Raw genomic sequence first — 23,001 nt, forward strand, 5'->3', positions numbered from 1 at the left:
ATTGGCACTGACGGATTTGTGCGCAATAACGAAACCCAACTATATGAGTCAACTTTTTCCATCACCCCAGTACCCTGCTAAGGACCCGAAATGAGCGACGCACCCTCGGATGACCGTCCCACCCTGGTGCTGACAGGCGCCAGCCGCGGCATCGGCCACGCAACCGTCAAGCGCTTCTCCGCCGAGGGCTGGCGGGTGATAACCTGTTCACGGCATGCGTTTTCCGACAAGTGCCCCTGGCCCATGGGGCCGGAGGACCACATTCAGGTGGACTTGTCGGACCCGGAGAATCTCGGCTTTGCCACTCAGGAAATCCGCAAGCGGCTGGAGGCGAACGGGTCCAGGCTGAATGCCCTGGTCAACAATGCGGGCATCAGTCCGAAAGGCCCCGAGGGGGAGCGGCTGAATTCGCTCACCACCCCCATGCATGAATGGCGGACCGTTTTCCAGGTCAATTTCTTCGCCCCCATCCTGCTGGCCCGAGGCCTCTTCAAGGAGTTGAAGAACGCAGCCGGATCTGTCGTCAACGTGACGTCGATCGCAGGCATGCGCGTCCACCCCTTTGCCGGCACGGCCTACGCCACGTCCAAGGCCGCGCTTGCCTCCCTGACGCGGGAAATGGCCGCCGACTTCGGTCCGCACGGCATCCGGGTCAACGCCATTGCTCCCGGCGAAATCGATACATCGATCCTGTCTCCGGGGACGGAGAAAATGATCGACGACATTCCCCTGCGCCGTCTGGGACAGACGTCGGAGGTTGCCGAGACGATCTTCTATCTGTGTTCGGCACAGTCGTCATATGTCAGCGGCGCGGAAATTCACATCAATGGCGGGCAACATGTATAAGTCGACGATACAACTTCCCCGCGGCAGGATTTAACGCTGGAATGCAGTTTGAATTGTATAATATACTGAGGACGGTCGCCCTTGGCCTCGACAACACGCCAGGGCGCCGCCCGGCTTTCCAGGCTGCTGCGATGCGTCGGCGACCGGACAGAGGTCGAGCGCCCATACGTTGCTAGTTCATGAATATTACATTGAATTCAACAACTTACATCTATTTCAGATCTTCGCTGAGATTCCGGTCAGGGCTGGCAGAAGTGATTTCGTCTCGATTGTGCCGCCCGAATCCGATCAGCCGTTCTCCGCAACAGTCCCGGGCACGTAATTGTGCGCCGCACACTTGGAAATACCCAAGAATGCTAGATAATATTTAGGATCTCTAGGTAGTTTACCCAAAATTTATCGCTCACCACGATACTGGCGAGAAGACAATCAGGTTCTTCCGGCTGTGTGGGGCAATATGAAACGTTTTCTGAAGATACTCGTCGACCTCAAGTTCGGCTTCAAGGTCGGAGGAGGGTTCCTCGCGGTATTGCTGCTGACTGCAGTGGTCGGCGGGGTCGGCTTCCTTGCAATTCACAATCTCTCATCGAGCTTCATCGTTGCCGATCAGGCCGCGAAGATCGCCGGTCAGGTTCAGGCCGCGTCCCTGATGCGCGAGGACTACCTGAACAATCCGACGCCGGAGCAGAGCGAAGCGGTGCGCCAGGCAATTGCCGATCTCGACGCCTCCCTCGAGACACTGGCAAATGAAGTCGCCGGCAATCCGGCCTCCGAACAGCAGGTGGCCGGAGCCCAGGATGCGGTTGCTCAATTCGCGGCAACCTTCAATGAAGTGGTCGGGCAGACCAGTCAGCAGGCCGACCGGCTCGGCACGCTTCAGAAAAGCACCGCCGACCTGGAAGCGGTTGCGGGCACCATCAGCGATGCGGTCCTCGCGGAAGAAAGACGCAACAGCTCGGAAGCCATGTCCGCGAACAGCCGGCTGGACGATACCAATCAGCTGCAACGCAGCGTCTATGAACTCAAGGACGACGTCGTCAAGGTCCATTTCCTTTACCTGAAGGGCAGCGGCAATCTCCAGGGCAAGGATTTGGAGGCCGCAATCGATATCGGGCGCAAGCTCGTCTCGGAAACCAAGCAGATGCAGTACAAGAAGATCGAGGGCATCAAGTCCGAGACGATCGTGGAACTGGGGTCGCTTGCCAAGAACCTGAACGAAGCCCTGCAAAACCTCACCAAGGACCTCGGCTTCTCTGAGGCCTATGAGGCCCGTATCGCCGTCGGCAAGGCCATCGAAGACATGACCAAGCTGAACCACGAGATCCTGGGTCAGGTTGATCCGGTCGTCACGGCGGCGAAAACCGACGCCCTTACGGCCTCGACCCGGCTGGCAACCGTGCGCACGATCGCGGACAAGGCCACCCAGCTCAATGAACTGGCTCTGTCGGTACGGGCGGAAACGCTTTACCTGTTCGGCGCTTTCGGCTCCAGCGACCAGTCCGAGGTTGAAAAGGAGATCGTCAGGCTGGCGGATCTGGAACACGAGATCGTCAAGTTCGGGAGTTTCCTGCCGACGGTTGCCGACTCCATCAACGCCATCCCGCCGTCCATTGCCACGCTGGACAAGTCCTACCAGGAGATGCTGACCGCAAAGGCAGAGCTGAAGGCCAAACAGCAGCAGCTCGACAGCCTTACACGCAAGGTCAGTGCGGATATTGCCGCGATCTCCGAGGCCCAGTCGAAGGCAGCCTCCACTGCGGCCAATTCGGCTGAAGTACAGATCATCATCACCATTCTGCTCGCCATTCTGGGCGGCGTGGGACTGGCGTTCGTGCTCAACCTGGCGATCACCCGCCCGATCCGGACCATTACCAACGTCATGGACCGGCTGGCCAATGGTGACAACGAAGTCGACATTCCCGGCATCGAGCGGGGCGACGAAATCGGCGAGATGAGCCGCACCGTGCAGGTGTTCCGCGACAACGCCATCGAACGGGCGGAGCTGCAGGCGCAGAATGCCCACGAGGAAGCCGCAAGGCAGGAGCGTCAGCAGCGCATCGACAACCTCATCCAGTCCTTCCGTGCGAAAGCGGAAGAAGCTCTCGGATCGGTCGAACTGACCGCGGACGGCCTCGACAACACGGCACGGGCGCTTACCGAGATTGCCCGCGACAGCGCCGGTTATGCCAGCGAAACGCAGGAGTCCTCCAACGAAACCACCAACAACGTCCAGACCGTGGCAAGCGCCGCGGAGGAACTGTCGGCCTCGATCGGAGAGATCTCGCGCCAGGTTGCCCAGACCACCGAGATCGTCGACCGGGCGACCACCGGCACGCGCATGACCAACCAGAAGGTCGAGGGCCTTGCGGCAGCCGCAACCAAGATCGGCGAAGTGGTCACGCTCATCCAGGCGATTGCCGAACAGACCAACCTCCTGGCTCTCAACGCGACCATCGAAGCCGCCCGCGCCGGGGAAGCCGGCAAGGGCTTCGCGGTGGTTGCCGCGGAAGTGAAAGAACTGGCCACCCAGACGTCCAAGGCGACCGAGGAAATCAGCTCGCAGATCACCGAGATCCAGAACGCGACCAAGGAGTCCGTCGTCGCTATCGGCGAAATCGCCGAGACGATGAACGAGGTGAATTCCTACACCGCCGCGATTGCGTCGGCGGTCGAACAGCAGGGCGCCGCCACCGCGGAGATTTCGCAGAACGTGCAGCGCGCGGCGGAAGGCACCGGTGCGGTCTCCTCCTCCATGACCCAGCTGTCCCAGGCGGTCGACCAGACCTCCTCCTCTGCCGACATGGTGCTTTCGGCTTCCGGCGAACTGACCAAGAAGACCGACGAGTTGAAGCACGAGGTCGAGGAATTCCTGGCACAGGTCGCCGCAGCCTGATCGGACTTTCAGGGAAAACCGAAAGGCGGGAGTGTCCGGCACTCCCGCCTTTCTTGTATGCGCCGGCCATGCGCGGACGGCACGGACCTGTGAGAAGCGGAAAACCGGCCCGCTGCTTCCGGGACATTGACCTGACCGCACGAGAGGACTAGGGTGCGGACCCCTAAAATTGAATGCACTGGTCGTTCTGAAGCGGACCGTCTCCAAGGCGCGAAGGCGCAGGAAACCCGGCCGGTTTTCAAGTCTTTGCAACGCAGGAGACGGTCCGCTTCAGAACGATCCGAAGGACGCCAAAACGGCTGCGAGCGGCAGCGTCAAAACCCTTGGCCGATGCACAAGCATCGACCTGTGGACTTTTCCTCCCCGCTCCTTGCCGTTTTGACGCCAGTGCGTTCAATTTTAGGGGTCCGCACCCTAAGGCGTGGCAACGCTCATGACTTCAAGAAACGCGAGAGACCATCGTGGCGGACCAAGCCTCCTCCTTCGCCCCTTCCGGCAATACCCCCATTCAGTCCTGGCCGGTTATTCTGGAAACCAGAGGCTGGAAGGATTACCGGCTCCTGGACATGGGCGACGGCGAGAAGCTGGAGCGCTACGGCCGGTTCACGATCATCCGGCCCGAGCCGCAGGCCATGGGATCCCGCCGGCTGCAGGAAAGCGCCTGGAGCCGCGCGGATGCGGCTTTTCCGGCGATACCGAGGAGGAAGGGCCCGGCCGCTGGAAGTTCTCCGGCAACGTGCCGGAGACCTGGCCGATGTCCTACGGTCCGGTACGCTACAACGGCCGCTTCATGTCCTTCCGCCATGTCGGCGTCTTCCCCGAACAGGCCGCCCACTGGGACTGGGTCAACGGCAAGATCCGCGCCGAGCGCACGCGCGCGCCCGACAAGCCGCTGAAGATCCTGAACCTGTTCGGCTACACCGGCCTCGCCTCTCTGCTGCCGGCCACCGAAGGCGCTCAGGTGACCCATGTGGACGCCTCCAAGAAAGCCATCGGATATGCGCGCGAGAACCAGGCGCTTTCCGGCCTGGAAGACCTGCCGATCCGCTGGATCTGCGAGGATGCCTCCAAATTCGTCGCCCGGGAAGTCCGCCGCGGCAACAGGTATGACGGCATCATCCTCGACCCGCCGAAATACGGCCGCGGTCCCAAGGGTGAGGTCTGGGATCTCTACACCAGCCTGCCGGGCATGCTTGCAGACCTGCGGCAACTGCTGGCCGACGATGCGCTGTTCATGATCCTGACCGCCTACGCGATCCGCTCCAGCTTCGTCGCCATTCACGAGCTGATGGCCGAAACCCTCGCCACCCAGGGCGGTTTGCTGGAATCCGGCGAGCTTGTCATTCGCGAGGAAGACGGCACAAGGGCGCTCTCCACGTCACTTTTTTCACGCTGGAGCGGCCGGTAGGACACCGCGGACACGCCTTGCCTCCCCAACCGTCCGCCACATCCCGCCTCGCAATGATTGCCTGCGAATGCCGGGGAGACTAGCCTTGCGGCTGTTCATGCACAGGCAAGCTTGGAAACGTGCCGGATGGCCAAGACAGAAATCAGGAAGAAGACCGCCTATCATCACGGCGACCTGCGCGGTCAGCTGCTGGCCGCCGCCAGGGGGCTTATCGGCGAGCATGGGCCGGACGGCTTTTCCATGGCCGATGCCGCCCGTCTTGCCGGCGTAAGCACCGCAGCGCCCTACCGCCATTTCTCGTCAAGGCAGGATCTTCTGGCCGCGGTGGCGGAGAACGGGCTGCAGCGGCTCGGAGAAGCATTGGAAAAGCAGGCGTCCAACCATCCACGCGGAACCTTGAGCTCGATTGCGGCCGTCATGCGGGCCTTTGTCGATTTTGCCGGCAGCGAGCCCCACATATTCCGGCTCATGTACAGCACGATGACGCATTCCGGCCGGTTCCGGGAATTGCAGAAGATCGGCAAGGAATCCTATGGTGTCCACTTGCGCGAAATCGCTCTCTATCTGGGTGAAAAGGAAGTCAACGAGAAGGTGGTCCGGGCCACCTTCCTTCTGTGGCCGCACGTTCTCGGCCTGTCCTTTCTCGTCATCGACAGCAAGCTGGAATCATCGGATTTTCCGATCGACATCGACGAGACGATACGGACCGTTGCCGAACGCCTTCTGCCGGCGACGGAGCAGCTTCAAAAACCTTGACCCGGCAACAGCCAGCGCATAAGCCAGCCTACGCGATAACAACCTCTCGCTCCCCAGCCGAGCATCCGGAACAAGACATGACCCAGTCCGGCCGACCTCAACGCATCGGTGCGGTGAAGCAGATCACCAGCCATTCCAATCCGATCGTCAAGGAAATCAAGGGGCTCGTCGCCCAGCGAAAGCACCGCAGCCAGTCGGGCCTGTTCGTCGCCGAAGGCCTGAAGCTGGCGAACGATGCGCTCGCCGCCGGGTGGGGCGTGCGCTATCTGGCGCTTGGCCCGGAGGCGCGGGACAATCCGGCCGCGCAGAAGGCTGCGGCAACGGCAAAGGCCAGGGGCGCGCTGATCCTGGAGGCCTCCACCGCCGTCATGTCCGCGATGACGCGCAAGGACAATCCGCAAACGGTGGTGGGCGTCTATGAGCAGAACCTGCTTGGCGCGCAGGATATCGATCCCGAGATTGCAACATTGTGGGTGGCGCTCGACCGGGTGCGCGATCCGGGCAATCTCGGCACGATCATCCGCACCGTGGATGCGGTCGGCGGCACGGGCGTCATGTTGGTCGGCGACTGTACCGATCCGTTTGCGGTCGAGGCCGTGCGCGCCACCATGGGATCGCTCTTTCATGTGCCGCTGGCCAGGATGAGCAAGGACGAATTCAAGGCACTTGCCCGCAGATGGCCCGGCACCGTGACCGCCACGCATCTGAAAGGCTCGGTCGACTATCGCGCACCGGACTACCAAGAACCGGTGCTGCTGGTCATGGGCAACGAACAAAAGGGGCTGGAGGACGACATGGCTGAGGCCTGCTCCACGCTGATCCGCATTCCCCAGGCCGGGCAGGCCGACAGCCTCAATCTTGCCGTTGCCACCGGCGTCGCGCTTTACGAAATCCGCCGCAAGCATCTGGAGCTTTGAGACATGCGTTTGTTCGTCTTTGGCGTCGGCTTCTCTTCTCGCGCCTTCATCGAGGAAGTCCGAGGCCGGTTCGACTGGATCGGCGGCACGACGCGATCACCGGAGAAAGCCGAAGAGCTGCGGGACGCAGGCATCGAACCATTCCTCTTTGACGGCAAGAGCAAGGGCGACGGCATTGCGGACGCCCTTCGGACCGCAACGCATGTGCTGATTTCGATTGCGCCGGACGAGACTGGCGATCCGGTCCTGGTGCACCACGGGGAAGACATTGCCACAGGCCGGCCCGTCTGGACCGGCTATCTGTCGACGGTCGGGGTCTACGGAAACCACGACGGCGCCTGGGTGGACGAGGACACGCCCTGCAAGCCGGTCTCCAAGCGCTCGGTCCAACGGGTGGCCGCGGAACAGGCCTGGCTCGGCCTTGCCGGCGATCATGAACTGCCCGTGCAGATCTTCCGTCTGTCGGGCATTTACGGCCCAGGCCGCAACGCCTTGGAAAATCTAAAGAAAGGCACAGCCCGACGGCTGGTCAAGCCCGGCCAGGTGTTCAACCGCATTCACGTTGCCGATATAGCCGGCGCGCTGAAGACGGCGCTCGAAAAACCCTCGACACGCATCTTCAACGTCACCGATGACGAGCCGTCTCCGCCCCAGGATGTGGTCGCCTATGCGGCCGAGCTTCTGGGCATGGAGCCGCCGCCCGAAACGCCGTTCGAAACGGCGGAGCTGACGCCGATGGCCCGCTCGTTCTACGGCGAGAACAAGCGGGTCTCCAATCAACGGATCAAGGACGAGCTCGGCTACACGTTCCGCTATCCGAACTACCGGACCGCGTTGCGGGACCTGCTGGCCACGCTTTAGAGCGAAGATGGCCGTTCCCGGCGGCGACCGGGTGAGGACGGCCCGCCCCGCTCCAAAGGGACGCTCCCCGCGAAGCGCTACTTGGGCTGCGGAACGATGCGCAGATAGGGCTTGAGCGTTTTCCAGCCTTCGGGAAACTTCTTCTTCGCGTCCTCATCGCTCACGGACGGCACAATGATCACGTCTTTGCCGGACGTCCAGTTGGCCGGCGTTGCCACCTGGTGCTTTGCGGTCAGCTGCAATGAATCGATCACGCGGATAACTTCATCGAAATTGCGGCCGGTGGAAGCCGGGTATTCGATCTTCAGCTTCACCTTCTTGTCCGGGCCGATCACGAACAGCGAACGGACGGTCAAGGTATCGTCGGCATTCGGATGGATCATGCCGTAGGCGGTCGCGATCTTGCGGTCCGGATCGGCAATCAGCGGGAAATTCAACGCCGTGCCCTGGGTATCCTTGATATCTCCGACCCAGGCCCGGTGATCTTCGATCGGGTCGACCGAGACGCCGAAAACCTTGACGCCGCGCGCTTCGAACCTGTCCTTCAATCTTGCCGTGACGCCGAGTTCCGTCGTGCAGACGGGTGTAAAGTCCTTTGGGTGTGAGAAAAGCACGGCCCAGGAGCCTTCGATCGCTTCGTGGAAGCGGATAGGGCCTTCGGTGCTTTCGGCTTCAAAATCAGGTACCTGGTCGCCGATCAACAATGCGGACATGGATGCCTCCTTCGATATGCTTGCCCGGTCCGGGCACTGAAAAGCGACACAGACTTCCGCTTTTGCCGCGGTTTGTCCAGTGCGCGATCGAGACGCAGGGGTTGACGGCACACGTTTCCGGCACCAGCTTCACAGGCAAGAGTTCAGACGAGCGAAAGTGAGCAGATGCATAACTGGCACGTTTATCTATCCGGCGAAATTCACACCGACTGGCGCGAGACGATCATCAGCCGGACAGAAGAGCTGAACCTGCCGGTGACGTTTTCCGCTCCGGTGACGGATCATGAGGCAAGCGACGATTGCGGTGCCGTTATTCTCGGCGATGAAAGCAGCAAGTTCTGGTACGACCACAAAGGCGCAAAGGTGAACGCGATCCGCACCCGGACGTTGATCGAGACGGCCGATATCGTCGTTGTCCGCTTCGGCGACAAATACAAGCAGTGGAACGCGGCGTTCGACGCCGGCTATGCCTCCGCCCTCGGCAAATCCCTGATCGTGATCCATGATCCGTCGCTGACGCATCCGCTCAAGGAAGTTGACGCAGCTGCACTTGCAGTCGCTCAGACATCGGAGCAAGTGGTCGATATCCTCAAATATGTTATTTCCGGAAAGCTGGTACGCTGAGCCTTTCTTGACATTAACTTTTTAGTCACCATACTAAAGCAAGCTATAGAAAATCCCGGACTTGAATTCCGGGCTGTCAGATCCCAATTCACTCGGAGCTGAATTTCGACTTGGCGCGGTCAGATTAGACTGCGCAGCCGGAAATCGTTCCCGACGGGGTCAGGCAAGTTTTTTAGTATTATCAGCAACACTGTCATCAAGACGTTGGAAAAGACGGCTAGACATGCCGCTTGTATGCCTTGATGCGATTATTTGGAAAGTAACCTCCATGCACCATGGAAACGTTAAATGGTTCGACAACGGCCGAGGGATCGGCTCCATCGAGCCCGTGGATGGCGACGATATCCTCGTCGACCTTGCAGCCCTGCGCCGGTCAGGCATCAACACTCTGAGAGAAGGCCAGCTTGTGGCCTATGATCTGGAGTGGCGCCGCGGCCGGATGGTGGCTGAAGATCTGAAAGTCCTGTAAGCTTATCTGCAGGTCTTTCCGGTAACGAGGGCGGTTCGACCGCCCTTTTTTATTTTGGAGTGCGCGATGCAGGCCGATGCGAGGTTGCAGGAAGGGATCACCGCACACAGAAGCGGCGATCTGGAAGCCGCACTGGCGGCCTACAAGGACGTTCTGACGGCAGATCCGGACCATGCGGACGGGCTGCATTTTCTCGGACTGCTGCATTTCGACGCCGGCAAGCCGGACAATGCGATCATCCTGATCCGCAAGTCGCTTGAGCAGAACCCTGCCAACGCCGCGGCCTATAACAATCTCGGCAACATCCTGAAACTGTCCGATCGGTCCGATGAGGCGCTCGAGGCCTATGTGCGGGCGGTCGAGATCGAGCCGCGCCATGGCGAGGCATGGTCCAACATCACCGTGATGATGGAAGGGGCGACGAATGTCGACGACCTTCTGCCGATCCTGACGGAGGTCGTGCGCCTCGATCCGGACAATCCCAATGCCTGGCACAATTACGGCCTGTCGCTGATGCTCGCCGGACGAAGGGACGAGGCAGCCGATGCACTGGAGAGATGCCTGGAATTCGGAGCAGACGTGTGGAACGACCCCGTCTGGCACGCAAGGGTGCTGTGCTCACTGGGGCGCCAGGAGCGCGCGATCAGGCATCTGGAAGCGGTTGTTGCCGCCGATCCGGACAGCACGGTGGCCCGTTACCAGCTGGCGGCCGTGCGCGGCGACAAGCTGGACCAGGCGCCGAAAGACTATGTCAAAGCGCATTTCGACAGTTTTTCCGACAGTTTCGACAATGTTCTGAAAAATCTCGGATACCGGGCCCCCGAACTGGTGGCCGCCGAAGTCGATGCTCTTGCCGGCGAAAGATCCGCCCCCTTTGCGGACGTGGTGGACCTTGGCTGCGGAACGGGCCTTTGCGGACCGCTGATCCGCCGCCACTGCGGCAAGCTGACGGGGATCGACCTCTCCCCGGGAATGCTGCGCAAGGCGGCAGCGCTCGAGGTCTATGATTTCCTGGTGGAAGGGGAACTGGTCGGCTTTCTGAATTCCGACCTGCCCATACGGTTCGATCTGGCGGTCTGCGTCGACACGCTGTGCTATCTCGGCGATCTGCAGCCCTTCATGGACGCCCTTTTCTCAGCCCTCAAACCGGGCGGCCTGCTGATCGCCAGCGTCGAACATCTCTCCGACCCCTCAGGCCCGGACTACCGGGTCGACCCGACGGGCCGCTACGCCCACATGCCGGCCTATCTGAGACGAAGCGCGGAGGCCGCGGGCCTTGCCTATGCCCGGGAAAAACAGGTGGTGCTGCGTAAGGAACTCGGCACGGAAGTTCACGGCCTCATCTTCCACCTGCACAAGCCGCGGGAATAATACCGACCGCGACTGGCTGCGGCCGGATAGTTCGTTTAAAGACTTGAGAGAACCCGTCTCTGACATTTCATTTCTGCGGGAAGTAGAGCAATCTTGCAGTCCGGTCTGTCCAAACGCAGCGCGCTCGGATTCATCCTTGTCACGCTCATCATCAATTCCATGGGCATCGGGCTGATGATGCCGGTCATGCCGTCGCTCCTGACAGAACTGACGTCCCTGCCCGTGAGCGATGCCGCCCGCTGGGGTGGTGCCTTGAGCGTCGTCTATGCCCTTATGCAATTCGCCTTCGGTCCGACGCTCGGCAATCTCTCCGACCGGTTCGGCCGCCGTCCCGTGCTGTTGGTTTCCATGTTCACGCTGGCGGTGGACTATCTGATCATGGCCCTGTCCTGGCATCTTGCGGTGCTGTTTGTCGGGCGGATCCTGTCGGGCGTGGCCGGGGCAACCTTTTCAGCCGCCTCTGCCTATATCGCCGACGTCTCCTCCAAGGCGGATCGTGCCAAGAATTTCGGGCTGGTGGGTGCGGGCTTCGGCTTCGGCTTCGTACTCGGCCCGATGATCGGCGGCTTTCTGGGCGAGTTCGGCCCACGAGCCCCTTTCTGTGCCGCGGCCGCTCTCTCCTTCATCAATTTCCTGTTCGGCTATTTCATGCTTCCGGAAACACTCAAGGATGAAAACAGGCGCGGCTTTGCGTGGAAGAGGGCCAATCCGTTCGGCGCTCTGAAGCAGATCGGCGCCTATCCGGAGGTTCGCACTCTCCTCCTCGCCGTCTTCCTGTTCGACATTGCCCACTATGTCTACCCAGCCGTGTGGAGCTACTACGCGGAAGAGGTTTTTGCCTGGAGCCCGGGTGATATCGGCCTGTCACTCGCCTTCGTCGGTCTCGGCTTCGTTTTTGTTCAGGGTTATCTGATCCGGGTGCTTGAGCCAAAAGTCGGCTCCGGCCGCACGCTTGTCATCGGCCTTGGTGCGAACCTTGTGGCCTTTGCCGGCCTGGCGTTGGCAGATGCCGGCTGGATGGCCTATGCGCTGATTTCCTTTGCGGCGATTGGCGCCCTGGCGACACCGGCCTTTACCGGGCTGATGTCCAACCGCATCCCGGACAATGCGCAAGGCGAGCTCCAAGGCCTGATTTCCAGCGCTGCGGGGCTTTCCATGGTAGTCAGCCCTTTCGTGATGACGCAGACCTTCGCCTATTTCTCGGGGCCGGATGCGGCGATCGTCTTTCCCGGCGCGCCGTTTGCGTTGGCGGGCCTGCTGATCCTGGCTTCCATGCTGATTGCGCTTCCCTTCATCCGCCTCCGGGAGACACCGGATCCGGCTTCCGGACCGCAGGAACGGAAAACCCCGGCAGAGTGACTTGATGCAGACCTCCTCTCATTCGCAGCTTGCCGGTCCGCGTCTGGCGCCGGCTTCCGGCAGGCCGGCGAGGCAGCTTGTCGCGATCCTGCACGGCTATGGTGCGGACGGTGAAGACCTGATTGATCTCGGCCGGGCCTGGCAGGGACGACTGCCGGATGCCGCCTTCGTCGCCCCCGATGCGCCGGAGAAATTGCCGTTTGAAGCGGTTGGCGGCTGCCAGTGGTTCGCCCTCGATGAACGCTCGCCCATGGAATACCGGTACGGCGCGGAAGCCGCGCAGCCGGTCCTGGACCGGTTTCTGGATGCCGAATTGGAGAGGCTGTCCCTGGACGGGCGGTCGCTGGCGCTTGTCGGATTCAGCCAGGGCGCGATGATGGCGTTCCAGTGCGGCCTGCGGCGCAGGACCCCGCCGGCGGCTCTTATCGGCTACAGCGGGCTTCTGCCCGGCCCCGACCGACTGGAGGGCATCTCCACGCAGGCCCCGGTCCTGATTGTTCACGGCAACGAGGATGACGTGGTGCCCTGCTATCACTCAGACGCTGCCGCAACGGCGCTGCAGCGGGTCGGTGTGGCTGTCACGGTCCATCAACTCACCGGTCTGGGTCACACGATCGATGAACGCGGCATGGTGCTTGGCGGGCGCTTTCTGGAAAGAGCGTTTTCGCCGGAGACAGACTGAGCACCGACAGGCCCGGCGCCTGCCGGTAGCATACACGGCAGTTACAGCCTGGGCTTGGTTAATAGCCTGTTAAGTGTTTTGCGCAATCCTGAGAGGGAGCCGGACCAGGAGGGTCCGCGGCCGCCAGGAAGCAAGCGCCATGCAGATTTCGATCGAAACCACCACTCAAAGCTCAAGCCTCTTTTCGGCATCCTTTTCGAGCGGAGGTTCCCAGGGTCCCAAGAACGACCCCAGGGGGAACGCCTACGGGCACGAGATCGGCCAGCGCAACGGGCACAACAAGGCGCCCGCGGTCAGCCTTCTGGAATCGGCCAGCAAGAAAGCCGAAGAAGACGCGGTGATAATCGCCCAGCTTCAGGATGCGGTTGACAAGGGCAAGTCCGAAAAGAACGGCAAGAAGGAAAAAGACGGTGGCCTGGCGACCGTCGAGGACTACCAGAAAACCGCCAGCCAGCTGAAGGCGGCGCTCGGCGAGGAAGAAGAGAGCGGCGCGACCTCCTCCGTCGCCTATGAAAGCGCGTCGATTTCCACCACCACCATCGAAGCCGAAATCGACGGTGAGACGCTTTCCGCCCAGTTCGTTTCTTTCGAGCGGGTTTCCTTCAACGACGAAACCGGCCTCTCCGTCCGCACCGCCAACGCGTCGACGATCGAAGGCAATTTCGACGGTGGCTCCTTCAGCTACCAGAGCGCTGCCGTGAGCGAGCTTTATGCCGGCAGCAAAGAGCAGGTCTCCAATCTCTTCGGGCTGACCGCCTAGAGCATTCTGCGCTCTTCAGTTCCCTCATGCCGAGGAGGGCCAAGGGCCCTCCCCGATCCTGCGAACGCAGAATGACCGCACCGTCAAAGGCTGCGTTCTGAGCCTCAGGCCTGTTTCAGATAGGCCACCAGGATATCCTGGGCCGCCTGAAGGTCGGTCTTGTGGATCATCTCGGTGACCGTGTGAATGTACCTGGTGCCGACGACGATCCCGACCGCCTTTGCCCCGGCCGCGGCCTGCTGCGCGGCGGCGCCGTCCTGGCCGCCGGCGGCCAGCATGGTGCGCTGGAACGGGATCTTTGCCTTTTCGGCCAACGCTTCGAATTCCTTGACCAGGTCCCGGTCGGCGATGAAGCTGGAATCCTTGACATGCAGGCCGAAACCCTCGCCCTGAACCGTGGTGCGGTCCTGTTCCGGAACGCCCGGCGTGTCGCAGGACAGGGTCGTGTCGATGCCAAGGCCGACATCCGGATTGACGGCAAAGGCGGCCGTGCGCGCGCCGCGCATGCCGACTTCCTCCTGGCAGGTGAAGACGACGTGGATTTCACATGCGTGTTTCGTCTTGCCCAGGCCCCTGATGGCCTCGATCCCCAGCCAGCAGGCGATGCGGTTGTCGAGCGCCTTGGAAACGATCTTGTCGCCGATCTCGATCAGCGGTTCGTCCATGGTGACCATGTCGCCGACCTTGACCACATCCCGGGTATTCTCCCCCATTCCCAGATCGATCACGAAGTCCTTCGGCTCCGGCACTTTCTTGCGCTCTTCCGCGGAGGAGATATGGATGGGCTTGCCGCCGGGATTCATCACGCCCTTGAAATCGCCCTCGTCGGTGGAGACCAGCACCCGGCGGGAAAACAGGTTGCGCGGATCGAACCCACCCACCGGCTGCACGTGAATGAAGCCCTTGTCGGTGATGTGCGAAACCAGAAAGCCGATTTCATCCATGTGGCAGAGCAGCATGACCTTTTTCGGCGAACCCTTTTTCGCTGCCTTGCGGCTGTCCCGGCGGCACAGGAGCGACCCCATCGCGTCGACCGTGATCTCGTCGAACAGGTCCTTGATTTCGGCCTGGATCAAGTCGCGCACCCGGTGTTCGTGACCCGGCACGCCGGGGGTTTCGCAAAGTCGGCGGAGGAGATCGATGTTCATGGAGCATCCTGTAGAGGGTATGAAAGTCGGGCCGATCCTGTCCTGAATACCGTCTGGCGATCAGGAACGCGGGCAGCCGCAGATGGAGTGTGCCGGTAAAGGCACATGAAACGGCGCGCCTTTACAACCGGAATTAACCGCTTGGTCGCTATTTTTGCAATACGGGCGCGCTTTTTTCGCTTTGCCATTGCGGTGACGCATTTAGTGACAAACATTTAGGAACAGAAAAGCAATAAGTGTCCGACGCAACCTGCAAGTCGACACACTCCCTTCCTGTGTTTTCCGGGGACGAATGATGACCAAAAAACGATTTATACTTTCCATAGATGGCGGCGGTGTCCGCGGCCTCATTCCTTTACGCATTCTCGAAGCTCTGGAGAGCCGGCTGATCCATCGGGGCGTGGACGCGCCGATGCACCGGATCTTTGACCTGATGGCCGGCACCTCCACCGGCGGACTGATTGCCGCGGGCCTGTGCGCACCGCGCCCCGGCGGCTCTTCCGGCGAGGCCGCGGCGACGATTTCCGAGCTGCGTGCCTTCTATGAGCGCGAGGCCCGCAACATCTTCAGCCACTCGCTGAGCGCGCGGATCGGCCGCACGCTGACCAACCCGCTCGGGCTCTTTGACGAGACCTATGACGCCCGCCCGCTGGAAAAGCTGCTCAAGGAACGTTTCGGCTGGACCTCCATGGCGAGCGGCCTGAGCAAGCTTGTGCTCACCGCTTACGACATCGAGCAGCGGCGCGCGGTCTTCATGACCAACGGCCTTGAGGGAAACGGCAGCCGGCCGGACGATTATTATTTCTGGCAGGCGGTTCGCGCGACCACGGCCGCGCCGTCCTATTTCGAGCCAGCCCGGGTGGAAAACCTCAGCCGCAAGCGTGAAGAAGCGCTGGTCGACGGCGGTGTCTTCATGAACGATCCGGCAATCGCGGCCTATCTGGAGGCCGGCAAGCTTGGCTGGGGCGAGGACGAAATCGTCATCCTGTCGCTCGGCACCGGTCAAGCACCGGGGCGGGCCTTCCCCTACAAGGAAGCTGCCGGCTGGGGCGCTCTGGGCTGGATGCAGCCTTCCAAGGACGTGCCCATCCTGTCGATCTTCTCCGACGGGCAATCCCAGACCGCGTCCTACCAGGCCCGGCACCTGTTCGACGAGCTGCCCGGCGTTACCTTCCACCGCCTTCAGGCGGAACTCCCGCCGGAAGCCGAGGCCATCGACAATGCCCGGCCCGGCAACATCATCGCTCTCAACGGTGCCGCCGACCGGGTGATCCGCGACAACACCACGCTGCTGGACGCGCTTGCCGACATGTTGAAAGCCAATGTGGAAACGCGGGAAACGGATGCGCCGGAGCCGAATCTGGTGCATGCTGCCTAGCATCGGGGTGTGTTGAGAGCCAGGATACGCTCACACCGCCCCGGCCCTAGCGACGCACGAGGTTCCAAGGTGACCAAGCGCAGACAAGCGGTGCATGCCGCCGCGCCGAGAGACCGGAAACACGCCTTTGCCGGACTGGCCGGACTGTTCGCGGCCATCGTGATGACCGTGGACGCCGGAGCGGTCACCCCCATTCCCGACACCAAGCCGGAAACGGTGGAGGCGACTTCCAGCGATGGTGCCCGACCGGGCGCCGAATTGGCGGCCGGCATTCCCGTTCCGGTGAAAAAACGTGCCGTCCCGGAAGGCTATGACGCCCCCCAGGCCAATCTGGTGCTTCGCTCGGACCGTCCTGCCAAGGATTATTTCGGCGCCGCAGACGGCCCCGCGCCGCTCAAGGCCCGCGCGATCGGCTCCTATGCCAAGGGATGCCTCGCCGGGGGGTCGGTCCTGCCGCCGGACGGGCCGACCTGGCAGGCAATGCGTCTTTCCCGGAATCGCAACTGGGGCCACCCGGCCCTGATCGACTATCTGAAGGATCTTGCCGCCGACGCCCCAAAGGCGGGCTGGAACGGGCTGCTTGTCGGCGACCTGGCGCAACCGCGCGGCGGCCCGATGACCTCCGGACATGCCAGTCACCAGATCGGTCTCGATGCCGATATCTGGCTGACCGAAATGCCCAACCGGCGGCTGACACCAGAAGAGCGCGAGGAGATTTCGGCGATCTCCATGCTGAAGGGCCCCCTGGACGTGAAAGGTGCCGACCGGCGGGTCGATCCGGCCAAGTGGACGGACACCCACGCACGGCTGATCCGCCATGCGGCGTCGGACAACCGCGTTGCGCGGATCTTCGTCAGTCCGACGATCAAGAAGGCCCTGTGCGAATTCGAAACCGGCCGGGACAGGGAGTGGCTGCGCAAGGTCCGTCCCTGGTGGGGCCACCACTACCATTTCCATGTCCGGCTTTCCTGTCCGCCCGGCAGCACCGGCTGCAAGGACCAGAACCCGCCCCCGCCGGGGGACGGCTGCGGGGCGCACCTAACCTATTGGCTTTCCGACGAACCCTGGGTGCCCAAGGAGCCGCGCAAGCCGGGCGAAAAGCCCAAGGTCGTCAAGAAACGCCCGATGGCGTTGGCAGCTCTACCGCAAGACTGCAGGACGGTTCTGACCGCCAACTGACTGGACGCGGCATGGCGTCCCTGCGTGGCCGGCGTTTTCGCTGTGACTGTGATCACTTCTGCAATCGTGTCATTTCGCTCAAATTCCGCTCCGGACTTCCTGATTGGATCGAGCCGGGGGGCGACGATCAGGATGTCCAGGCCCCTCACGGCGGTTCGTGGGGGCTCCCATTCAATTGAGCGAACTGGATACACCGATGACCACGTCACGAAAAACACTCCCCCACCAGTCGGACCGAATGTTCCTGACCGATGGCGGCATGGAAACCAGCCTGATTTTCCTGGAGGGCCTCGACCTGCCGCATTTTGCCTCCTTCACGCTTTTGCGTTCGCAGTACGGCCGGGACCGGATCAAGGACTACTACCGGCCCTACGCCGAGACCGCGGTTGCAAGCAGATCGGGTTTCATTCTCGAAAGCCCGACATGGCGGGCCAACCCGGATTGGGCCGAAAGGCTCGGCTATTCCGCCATCGCGCTGGACGCCGCCAACAGGACTGCGATCGAGATTCTGCAGGAACTGGCCCGCGACTATCAGACGCCGGCAAGTCCGTTTGTCATCAGCGGCTGCATCGGTCCGTGCGGTGACGGTTATGCCGTCAGCGACCTCATGAGCACCGAAGACGCCTGCGACTATCATCGGCGCCAGATCGAGGTCTTTTCCGAAAGCGGCGCCGATTGCGTTTCGGCAATCACGATGACCAACATTCCCGAAGCGGCGGGCATTGCACGTGCTGCGAAAGCAATCGGGATACCGTGCGTCATTTCCTTCACGGTCGAGACCGACGGCCGTCTTCCGTCCGGCGACACACTTGGTGACGCGATCAAGGCCGTGGATGGCGCAAGCGCAGGCTCCGTCGCCTATTACATGATCAATTGCGCCCACCCGGCCCATTTTGCCGAAGTCCTCGAGCAGGGCGGAGAATGGGTCAAGCGTATCTGCGGCATCCGCGCGAACGCTTCGCAATTGAGCCACGCGGAACTGGATGCGGCCGAGGAACTGGACATCGGCGATCCGCAGGACCTGGCGAGGCGCTACAGCGCAATCCTCGACCATATGCCCTGGGTTCGCGTCGTGGGCGGCTGCTGCGGCACGGATCACAGGCACATTTCGGCGATCTCCACCGCCTGCTGCGGTCACGAAGCTGCCGCCTGACGGCGCCCGTTGCCGCGATCCCTTCAGGTCTTTTGCCGACGTCCGGCAGAAGACCTGACGGGCCCTACCGCTCGGGTGCCGGCGCGGACTGGAGGACCTTCGTCATCAGGACCAGATCCAGCCAACGGCCGAATTTCGTGCCTATTTCCGGCATCCGGCCGATCACCTCGAAGCCGTGCTTTTCATGCAGGGCAATCGAAGCGGCATTTTCGCCGTCGATGACGCTGACAAGAACGTGGACGCCGTTGGCGGCGGCGGCTTCCACCAGCCGCTTCAGCAGTCCGTTGCCGATGCCCTGCCGCTGCATGTTCGGATCGACATAGACCGAGTGCTCGGCGGTCAGCCGGTAACCTTCCTTTGCACGGAACGGGCCATAACTTGCAAAGCCGACAACCTCGTCTTCGCCATCGCACGCAACCAGGACCGGCAGCCCCTGCTTCTTCCGGCTCTCGAACCAGGTGAGCCGGTCATCAAGGGTTTCTTCCCTGGTCGTCCAGGCGGCGGTCGTCTCGCGCACGGCCAGGTTATAAAGCGCCAGTATGGCCGGAATGTCGCGGGGTTCTGCGTCGCGGATCTTCATAACTCGTCTCTTGGCAGCGGCGTGTCGGTGTGGTGCGACCTATCGCTAGCACAGGCGCCGGCACGCTTCGAGAGTTTTAAGCCGTTTCAACCAACCGGCTTTTTCCGGTCCGGCGTCACTTCCACGCGAAAAAACCACCTGAATTCCGCCGCGTGCGCGCGCAATGGTCTAGGCGAAATCGAAATGCGGTGGTAAACGGGCGCCATGACGACGAAGACGCTTTCCAACATCCGAAATTTTTCCATTGTTGCCCATATCGATCACGGCAAGTCGACCCTGGCTGACCGGCTGATCCAGATGACCGGCACGCTGACCGATCGTGAGATGACCGAGCAGGTTCTCGATAGCATGGATATCGAGCGCGAGCGGGGCATCACGATCAAGGCGCAGACCGTGCGGCTGATCTACAATGCCAAGGATGGCAACCAGTACAGGCTGAACCTGATCGACACGCCGGGCCATGTCGACTTTGCCTATGAGGTCTCCCGCTCGCTGGCGGCCTGTGAAGGCTCGCTGCTGGTGGTCGATGCCTCGCAAGGGGTGGAAGCCCAGACGCTTGCCAATGTCTATCAGGCCATCGACAACGACCATGAGATCGTCACGGTCCTCAACAAGATCGACCTGCCCGCGGCTGAACCGGACCGCATCAGGGAACAGATCGAAGACGTCATCGGCATCGACGCCTCCGACGCCTGCCTGATTTCGGCAAAGACCGGCCTCGGCATCGAAGACGTGCTGGAAGCGATCGTCCGCAAGCTGCCTGCCCCTGAAGGCGACCCGGATGCCACGCTGAAGGCGATGCTCGTCGACAGCTGGTACGACACCTATCTCGGCGTCATGGTTCTGGTGCGCATCATCGACGGCTCGCTGAAGAAGGGCCAGCGGATCAAGATGATGGGTACCGGCGCGGTCTACGATGTCGACAGGGTCGGCGTCATGACCCCGAAGTTCCTTCTGGTGGACGAACTGAAGGCCGGCGAAATCGGCGTGTTCACCGGCTCGATCAAGGAGGTTGCCGACACACGCGTCGGCGATACCATCACGCTGGAGAAAAAGCCCTGTGCCAAGGCGCTGCCGGGCTTCAAGCCCGCCCAGCCGGTGGTGTTCTGCGGCCTGTTCCCCGTCGATGCCAATGATTTTGAAGACCTGCGCACGGCCATGGGCAAGCTGCGCCTGAACGACGCCAGCTTCTCCTACGAGATGGAGACTTCCGCGGCGCTCGGTTTCGGCTTCCGCTGCGGTTTCCTGGGGCTCCTGCACCTGGAAATCGTCCAGGAGCGCCTGTCGCGCGAATTCGATCTGGACCTGATCGCAACCGCGCCGTCCGTGGTCTACCAGTTGAGCCTGACCGACGGGTCGGAAGCGGAGCTCCACAATCCGGCCGACCTGCCGGACGTGGTCAAGATCTCCGAAATCCGCGAGCCGTGGATCCGGGCAACCATCATGACGCCGGACGAGTATCTCGGCGGTATCCTGAAGCTGTGCCAGGAACGGCGCGGCATTCAGGTCGATCTTTCCTATGTCGGCTCGCGCGCCATGCTTGCCTATGACCTGCCGCTCAACGAAGTGGTCTTCGACTTCTACGACCGGCTGAAATCCATCTCCAGGGGCTATGCCTCCTTCGACTACCAGCTGTCCGACTACCGGGCGGGCGACCTCGTCAAGATGTCGATCCTGGTGAACGAAGAGCCGGTGGATGCCCTCTCGGTCCTGGTTCACCGCAGCCAGGCGGAACGGCGCGGCCGCGCCATGTGCGAGAAGCTGAAAGAGCTGATCCCGCGGCACATGTTCAAGATCCCGATCCAGGCGGCCATCGGCGCCCGGGTGATCGCCCGCGAGACCATCTCGGCGCTGCGCAAGGACGTGACCGCGAAATGCTACGGCGGCGACGCCACCCGCAAGCGCAAGCTTCTGGAAAAGCAGAAGGCCGGCAAGAAGAAGATGCGCCAGTTCGGCAAGGTCGAAATCCCGCAGGAAGCCTTCATTCAGGCCCTGAAAATGGATGAGTGAGAAACCGGTTGGCGCAGAGCGCCAAGCCAAAGATCCGGCGAGATCTTTGGCAGGTTTCGAACGGGCGGGAGCTGCTTCAGCAGCGGGCCCCGCCCCGGCGGTCACACTCGGCGTGATCAATTGATCCGGTGGATCAATTGAAGGAGCGAACGCCCATGAGAGTAAGGTGCAAAGCACCGTCGAAGGGGCAGGCAGCAACTTTCGTTGATTCTCCAGCGCTTCGGGGCGCCTGCAAGGAAGGTAACGTATATGAGCGTTGAACAGGACGTGCGCGGCCGCGCGGGAAATGCTTGCGAATGCTGCGGTTCCACCCAGTCGCTTGCCGTGCTCGATGTCGGCCCGGCGGCAGACGGCACGGCCGACGCGAAAATCCTCGCCTGCTCCGTATGCGCGGACCAGATTACCGGCGCGGCGGAGATGGATCCGAACCACTGGCACTGCCTCAACGACGCCGCCTGGAGCCAGGTCCCGGCCGTTCAGGTCACCGCCTACCGCCTGCTGGCAAGGATGCCGGACGAAAGCTGGGCGCGCGAACTTCTGGACATGCTCTATCTGGAAGACGAGGTTCTCGCCTGGGCGAAGGCGGGTGTCGACAATTCCGAAACGGGCGAGGATGCCAGTGCGCTCCACAAGGACACCCATGGCGCAATTCTCAAGTCCGGCGACACGGTTACGCTGATCAAGGACCTGAAGGTCAAAGGGGCCAGTTTCACCGCCAAGCGCGGAACGGCCGTGCGCAATATCAGCCTTGTCGCCGACAACCCGGCGCAGATCGAGGGCCGCGTGAACGACCAGCGGATCGTGATCCTGACGGAGTTCGTCAAGAAGTCCTGACCGGTCGGACGGGGTAGCCGAGCCGTTGGCCGCGTTGGCAGGACGCCTATCGAGACAAGCGTGACACGGCTACGGCACTCATCCGCGTTTCATTGGATCAAGCTTGAGATGATCGCGGTGCAGCGTGTCAGCAATTCCGCTGGAACGCTTCCAGTATCGCCGATCCGACAGCGCTCCTTTCCCGGGTAAATAACACCATTCGGGTCTTGGGCAGGCCGGGCAGCTGGTAGAGACTGCCGACATCCCGACAGTCCTGCGGCATGTTGCGCCTGTCAAGGCAGGCGATCCCGAGCCCGGCGGACACAGCGGCCTGGACGGCGCTGACGCCCGTACCGGTGAACGCGTCCTCGTATTCGATCCCGGCGTCCTTCAGCGCGCCGGTCGCAAGTCGTCTCAAAGCGCAACTGTGGGCCAGTGCGACCAGGGGAAGCGATCTGCCTGTCGCCCAGGCAAAGCTTCTGGAAGCCGCCCAGACAAGCGTATCCTCGAATGCGGTCTGCCCGGGCACGTCGACATCTTCCCCGCGAACCATAACGGCCCCGAAGAGACCGGCCTTGAAATCGCGGTAAAGTTCGTCGGAAAGACCGACAGACACATGCAGCCGGTGCTCCGGGAGCCTTCGTGTAAGCTCGGCGATGATCTCGGGAAGCTTGATGCCGGCGGCATGATCGCTGATGCCCAGATGCAGGCGCTGGCGGGCGTCCGCCCCGGTGGCCCTCATTGCCACCCGGTCGTGAAGGTCGATCAGATTGCGGGCATCGGTCAGAAAGCGCGCGCCCAGATTTGTCAGTCGCACGGAGCGCGGCGAACGGCTCAGCAAGGCTCCGCCGAGCCGGTCTTCCAGTTTCCTGATCTTCAGGCTGATGGCCGACTGGCTCGCGCCGAGCATCTGTCCGGCCCTGGTGAAGCTGCTGGTCTCGGCAACGTGGACGAAGGCACGCAGGAGATCCATGTCGAGGTTACTCATTTATCTATTATGATTTCAAATTTTTGAAATATCAAAGATTTGTTTTTCTAATCTTCGCTTGCCGGCTACCGTGCTTTCACCACCATCGCTTTC

Annotated in this window: 20 protein-coding genes and 1 pseudogene; 17 read left to right on the top strand and 4 right to left on the bottom strand. The window is 61.8% G+C overall.

Annotated features, from left to right (window positions below):
• The first annotated feature begins 90 nt into the window (after positions 1–90).
• From ON753_RS17670 to ON753_RS17695, 6 genes and pseudogenes are all read left to right on the top strand, one after another.
• A complete protein-coding gene (locus ON753_RS17670; protein ID WP_265963995.1) occupies positions 91–846 on the top strand; it encodes an SDR family NAD(P)-dependent oxidoreductase in 756 nt (251 codons plus the stop codon).
• Positions 847–1,303: 457 nt separating this feature from the next.
• A complete protein-coding gene (locus ON753_RS17675; RefSeq protein ID WP_265963997.1) occupies positions 1,304–3,739 on the top strand; it encodes a HAMP domain-containing methyl-accepting chemotaxis protein in 2,436 nt (811 codons plus the stop codon).
• 461 nt (positions 3,740–4,200) lie between these two features.
• A pseudogene (locus ON753_RS17680) lies at positions 4,201–5,147 on the top strand (class I SAM-dependent rRNA methyltransferase).
• A gap of 126 nt (positions 5,148–5,273) precedes the next feature.
• On the top strand, positions 5,274–5,903 hold the full coding sequence (locus ON753_RS17685) for a TetR/AcrR family transcriptional regulator (RefSeq protein ID WP_265963999.1): 630 nt from the start codon (positions 5,274–5,276) through the stop codon (positions 5,901–5,903).
• 77 nt (positions 5,904–5,980) lie between these two features.
• Positions 5,981–6,820: a TrmH family RNA methyltransferase gene (locus tag ON753_RS17690; RefSeq protein ID WP_265964001.1), complete on the top strand. Its 840-nt coding sequence runs from the start codon at positions 5,981–5,983 to the stop codon at positions 6,818–6,820.
• Positions 6,821–6,823: 3 nt separating this feature from the next.
• On the top strand, positions 6,824–7,681 hold the full coding sequence (locus tag ON753_RS17695; protein ID WP_265964003.1) for an SDR family oxidoreductase: 858 nt from the start codon (positions 6,824–6,826) through the stop codon (positions 7,679–7,681).
• A 77-nt stretch (positions 7,682–7,758) separates the two neighbouring features.
• Here the strand turns inward: ON753_RS17695 and ON753_RS17700 are convergent, their stop codons facing one another.
• A complete protein-coding gene (locus ON753_RS17700) occupies positions 7,759–8,394 on the bottom strand; it encodes a peroxiredoxin (protein ID WP_265964005.1) in 636 nt (211 codons plus the stop codon).
• Between the two features lie 165 nt (positions 8,395–8,559).
• Between ON753_RS17700 and ON753_RS17705 the strand changes: the two genes are divergently transcribed.
• The 6 genes from ON753_RS17705 to ON753_RS17730 all read left to right on the top strand — a co-directional run bounded on the left by ON753_RS17705 (position 8,560) and on the right by ON753_RS17730 (position 13,659).
• Positions 8,560–9,018, top strand: a complete 459-nt coding sequence (locus ON753_RS17705) for a YtoQ family protein (RefSeq protein ID WP_265964007.1) — start codon at positions 8,560–8,562, stop codon at positions 9,016–9,018.
• A gap of 268 nt (positions 9,019–9,286) precedes the next feature.
• Positions 9,287–9,487 (top strand): cold-shock protein, encoded by a 201-nt coding sequence (locus ON753_RS17710; RefSeq protein WP_265964009.1) that lies wholly within the window; start codon positions 9,287–9,289, stop codon positions 9,485–9,487.
• A 66-nt stretch (positions 9,488–9,553) separates the two neighbouring features.
• On the top strand, positions 9,554–10,858 hold the full coding sequence (locus tag ON753_RS17715) for a tetratricopeptide repeat protein (protein ID WP_265964011.1): 1,305 nt from the start codon (positions 9,554–9,556) through the stop codon (positions 10,856–10,858).
• Between the two features lie 93 nt (positions 10,859–10,951).
• On the top strand, positions 10,952–12,217 hold the full coding sequence (locus ON753_RS17720) for a TCR/Tet family MFS transporter (protein WP_265964013.1): 1,266 nt from the start codon (positions 10,952–10,954) through the stop codon (positions 12,215–12,217).
• A gap of 4 nt (positions 12,218–12,221) precedes the next feature.
• Entirely contained in the window at positions 12,222–12,899 is a 678-nt protein-coding gene (locus ON753_RS17725) for an alpha/beta hydrolase (protein WP_265964014.1), read from the top strand.
• A 139-nt stretch (positions 12,900–13,038) separates the two neighbouring features.
• Positions 13,039–13,659 carry a hypothetical protein gene (locus tag ON753_RS17730; RefSeq protein ID WP_265964016.1) on the top strand — a complete coding sequence of 207 codons (621 nt, stop codon included), beginning with the start codon at positions 13,039–13,041 and terminating at the stop codon, positions 13,657–13,659.
• A 104-nt stretch (positions 13,660–13,763) separates the two neighbouring features.
• Here ON753_RS17730 and ON753_RS17735 read toward each other — a convergent pair whose 3' ends face one another.
• Positions 13,764–14,807 carry a M42 family metallopeptidase gene (locus ON753_RS17735; protein ID WP_265964018.1) on the bottom strand — a complete coding sequence of 348 codons (1,044 nt, stop codon included), beginning with the start codon at positions 14,805–14,807 and terminating at the stop codon, positions 13,764–13,766.
• Positions 14,808–15,102: 295 nt separating this feature from the next.
• Between ON753_RS17735 and ON753_RS17740 the strand changes: the two genes are divergently transcribed.
• The 3 genes from ON753_RS17740 (at position 15,103) to ON753_RS17750 (ending at position 18,517) form a co-directional block, all read left to right on the top strand.
• The gene (locus ON753_RS17740; RefSeq protein WP_265964020.1) at positions 15,103–16,185 is read left to right on the top strand and encodes a patatin-like phospholipase family protein; all 1,083 of its coding nucleotides are present in this window, start codon (positions 15,103–15,105) and stop codon (positions 16,183–16,185) included.
• Positions 16,186–16,347: 162 nt separating this feature from the next.
• Positions 16,348–17,364 (top strand): penicillin-insensitive murein endopeptidase, encoded by a 1,017-nt coding sequence (gene mepA / locus ON753_RS17745; protein WP_265967194.1) that lies wholly within the window; start codon positions 16,348–16,350, stop codon positions 17,362–17,364.
• Between the two features lie 196 nt (positions 17,365–17,560).
• A complete protein-coding gene (locus ON753_RS17750; protein ID WP_265964022.1) occupies positions 17,561–18,517 on the top strand; it encodes a homocysteine S-methyltransferase family protein in 957 nt (318 codons plus the stop codon).
• Positions 18,518–18,581: 64 nt separating this feature from the next.
• On the opposite strand, the gene ON753_RS17755 is transcribed toward ON753_RS17750, so the two are convergent.
• Positions 18,582–19,097 carry a GNAT family N-acetyltransferase gene (locus ON753_RS17755; RefSeq protein WP_265964024.1) on the bottom strand — a complete coding sequence of 172 codons (516 nt, stop codon included), beginning with the start codon at positions 19,095–19,097 and terminating at the stop codon, positions 18,582–18,584.
• Positions 19,098–19,301: 204 nt separating this feature from the next.
• Between ON753_RS17755 and lepA the strand changes: the two genes are divergently transcribed.
• Positions 19,302–21,107 carry a translation elongation factor 4 gene (lepA, locus tag ON753_RS17760; protein WP_265964026.1) on the top strand — a complete coding sequence of 602 codons (1,806 nt, stop codon included), beginning with the start codon at positions 19,302–19,304 and terminating at the stop codon, positions 21,105–21,107.
• A gap of 249 nt (positions 21,108–21,356) precedes the next feature.
• Positions 21,357–21,941 carry a PhnA domain-containing protein gene (locus ON753_RS17765; RefSeq protein ID WP_265964028.1) on the top strand — a complete coding sequence of 195 codons (585 nt, stop codon included), beginning with the start codon at positions 21,357–21,359 and terminating at the stop codon, positions 21,939–21,941.
• A gap of 127 nt (positions 21,942–22,068) precedes the next feature.
• Here the strand turns inward: ON753_RS17765 and ON753_RS17770 are convergent, their stop codons facing one another.
• A complete protein-coding gene (locus ON753_RS17770; RefSeq protein ID WP_265964030.1) occupies positions 22,069–22,908 on the bottom strand; it encodes a LysR family transcriptional regulator in 840 nt (279 codons plus the stop codon).
• Positions 22,909–23,001: the final 93 nt, after the last annotated feature.

It is taken from the genome of Roseibium salinum (assembly GCF_026240905.1).
Taxonomy (GTDB): Bacteria; Pseudomonadota; Alphaproteobacteria; order Rhizobiales; family Stappiaceae; genus Roseibium; species Roseibium salinum.

Bases quoted from the DNA above. Each gene is read 5' to 3' on its own strand.
- ON753_RS17670 (WP_265963995.1), top strand. From the start codon at position 91: ATGAGCGACGCACCCTCGGATGACCGTCCCACCCTGGTGCTGACAGGC.
- ON753_RS17675 (WP_265963997.1), top strand. From the start codon at position 1,304: ATGAAACGTTTTCTGAAGATACTCGTCGACCTCAAGTTCGGCTTCAAG.
- ON753_RS17685 (WP_265963999.1), top strand. From the start codon at position 5,274: ATGGCCAAGACAGAAATCAGGAAGAAGACCGCCTATCATCACGGCGAC.
- ON753_RS17690 (WP_265964001.1), top strand. From the start codon at position 5,981: ATGACCCAGTCCGGCCGACCTCAACGCATCGGTGCGGTGAAGCAGATC.
- ON753_RS17695 (WP_265964003.1), top strand. From the start codon at position 6,824: ATGCGTTTGTTCGTCTTTGGCGTCGGCTTCTCTTCTCGCGCCTTCATC.
- ON753_RS17700 (WP_265964005.1), bottom strand. From the start codon at position 8,394: ATGTCCGCATTGTTGATCGGCGACCAGGTACCTGATTTTGAAGCCGAA.
- ON753_RS17705 (WP_265964007.1), top strand. From the start codon at position 8,560: ATGCATAACTGGCACGTTTATCTATCCGGCGAAATTCACACCGACTGG.
- ON753_RS17710 (WP_265964009.1), top strand. From the start codon at position 9,287: ATGCACCATGGAAACGTTAAATGGTTCGACAACGGCCGAGGGATCGGC.
- ON753_RS17715 (WP_265964011.1), top strand. From the start codon at position 9,554: ATGCAGGCCGATGCGAGGTTGCAGGAAGGGATCACCGCACACAGAAGC.
- ON753_RS17725 (WP_265964014.1), top strand. From the start codon at position 12,222: ATGCAGACCTCCTCTCATTCGCAGCTTGCCGGTCCGCGTCTGGCGCCG.
- ON753_RS17730 (WP_265964016.1), top strand. From the start codon at position 13,039: ATGCAGATTTCGATCGAAACCACCACTCAAAGCTCAAGCCTCTTTTCG.
- ON753_RS17735 (WP_265964018.1), bottom strand. From the start codon at position 14,807: ATGAACATCGATCTCCTCCGCCGACTTTGCGAAACCCCCGGCGTGCCG.
- ON753_RS17740 (WP_265964020.1), top strand. From the start codon at position 15,103: ATGACCAAAAAACGATTTATACTTTCCATAGATGGCGGCGGTGTCCGC.
- mepA (WP_265967194.1), top strand. From the start codon at position 16,348: ATGACCGTGGACGCCGGAGCGGTCACCCCCATTCCCGACACCAAGCCG.
- ON753_RS17750 (WP_265964022.1), top strand. From the start codon at position 17,561: ATGACCACGTCACGAAAAACACTCCCCCACCAGTCGGACCGAATGTTC.
- ON753_RS17755 (WP_265964024.1), bottom strand. From the start codon at position 19,097: ATGAAGATCCGCGACGCAGAACCCCGCGACATTCCGGCCATACTGGCG.
- lepA (WP_265964026.1), top strand. From the start codon at position 19,302: ATGACGACGAAGACGCTTTCCAACATCCGAAATTTTTCCATTGTTGCC.
- ON753_RS17765 (WP_265964028.1), top strand. From the start codon at position 21,357: ATGAGCGTTGAACAGGACGTGCGCGGCCGCGCGGGAAATGCTTGCGAA.
- ON753_RS17770 (WP_265964030.1), bottom strand. From the start codon at position 22,908: ATGAGTAACCTCGACATGGATCTCCTGCGTGCCTTCGTCCACGTTGCC.